The organism is Sphingobium sp. ba1, assembly GCF_000743655.1.
Lineage (GTDB): Bacteria > Pseudomonadota > Alphaproteobacteria > Sphingomonadales > Sphingomonadaceae > Sphingobium.
In genome coordinates, this window is record NZ_JPPQ01000069.1 from 2,948,066 (window position 1) to 2,949,537 (window position 1,472).

Here is a 1,472-nt window from a genome sequence, read left to right on the forward strand (position 1 = left end):
GTCAGGGCGACGCGGTGCATGGTGTCTCGCTTACTCCTCTGCCTGGGCGCGTTCCAGTTCGGCGGGCTTGCGCTTGGCGAACAGCGCGCCGAGCTTCTTCTCTTCGTCCGCGGTCAGATCCTTGGCAGCGGTCGGGAACATCTCTTCCTCTTCCTCCTCGATATGATGGAGGTAGCGCTTCTTCATCTCGGCAAATTTCTTGCGCCAGGCTTCGCCGTTGAATTTCAGCCCGTCCAGTTCTTCGAGATAATCGTCGATTTCCTTATGTTCGGACACGCTATGCTGCGCATCTTCGCGCAGGTCCGGGCGCGACAACATAGTGGCGTAGAGGGTTTCCTCTTCCGCCGCAGCGTGGGCTGTCACTTCGACGGCGAATTGCGCGAATAATTTTTCGAGCTGATCGTCGCTTTCCGCCTTGGCCATCTTGTCGAAAAGCTGGCGATGGGCGTCATGATCCTGTTTCAGGCGATCGAAAATAGTGATGTCGGCCATGCTGGTTCCTCCCTGGTTCGAAGGATCACAACGACGCGAACGGCAATTGGCTCCCGCCGATCCGCCTTCAGCCGAACGCCTTCAGCCGAACAGCGCGCGGAAGATGATGGCGACGGGAATCCAGAGCGCCGCGCCGATCAGGCTGGCGGCCCAGAGTTGCACGACGTCGCGACGGAAGCGGAGCGCCAGGCCGCTGCGCGACAGGCTGCTGTGGTCGAGCATCTGCCAGCGCCGCTCCAGCCCGCGCGCGGCAATCGCATAGCCGCCGATCGCGACGATGACGCCCAGGTGCAGCACCAGCGATCCGCCCATTTTCGCGACGATGAAAATCTGCAACAGGCAGAATACCACCAGCGCCGCCGCCAGATGGCTGCTGATCCGCTTCGCAAAGCCGCCGCTGCGGCCCATTGCCTGATTGTCGAACATCGTCGCCAAGACCCGACCCCCTGAATGACGGAAAGCCAAAGAATTCCACGATCGCGACTCGGAAGCAACCGGAAAAGTCGCGGCTACACAAAGAGTTCGAGCTGGCTAGCGGGTGGCGTCATGCGCGCGCGCAGATCGGCGCGGTCAATGAGCGCCACCGGGCGCCAATCCACCGCCACCAGAAAGGGTCGCAGCTTCTTGATAGAGGTCGTCATCCGCGCGACATCGTCGAGCCGCAGGCGGCGATGGCGGCGGCTGGCGAGGATGCGATCGACCGCCTTGACCCCCAGGCCCGGCACCCGCAGCAGCGCTTCGCGCGGGGCGCGATTGACGTCGACCGGAAAGATGGCGCGATGGTTGAGCGCCCAGGCGAGCTTGGGATCGATGTCGAGCGGCAGGCAGCCGGTTTCCGCATCGGTCGCCGCCGCCACTTCGCTCGCGTCATAGCCATAGAAACGCATCATCCAGTCGGACTGGTAGAGCCGATGTTCGCGCATCAACGGCGGGCGCTTGAGCGGCAGCACGGCGCTGGGCGAGGGGATGGGAGAGAAAGC

The 1,472-nt window shown here is 63.0% G+C and carries 2 protein-coding genes and 1 pseudogene; all 3 read right to left on the reverse strand.

Annotated features, from left to right (window positions below):
• Positions 1-30: 30 nt before the first annotated feature.
• Positions 31-492 (reverse strand): hemerythrin domain-containing protein, encoded by a 462-nt coding sequence (locus IL54_RS17560; protein WP_037477343.1) that lies wholly within the window; start codon positions 490-492, stop codon positions 31-33.
• Between the two features lie 81 nt (positions 493-573).
• Entirely contained in the window at positions 574-918 is a 345-nt protein-coding gene (locus tag IL54_RS17565) for a hypothetical protein (protein WP_409593663.1), read from the reverse strand.
• 83 nt (positions 919-1,001) lie between these two features.
• Positions 1,002-1,472, reverse strand: a pseudogene (locus IL54_RS17570) (putative DNA modification/repair radical SAM protein); the annotation flags it as partial.

What these genes read in the sequence shown, in the direction of transcription:
- IL54_RS17560 (WP_037477343.1), bottom strand. Translation starts at nt 492, where the DNA reads ATGGCCGACATCACTATTTTCGATCGCCTGAAACAGGATCATGACGCC.
- IL54_RS17565 (WP_409593663.1), bottom strand. Translation starts at nt 918, where the DNA reads ATGTTCGACAATCAGGCAATGGGCCGCAGCGGCGGCTTTGCGAAGCGG.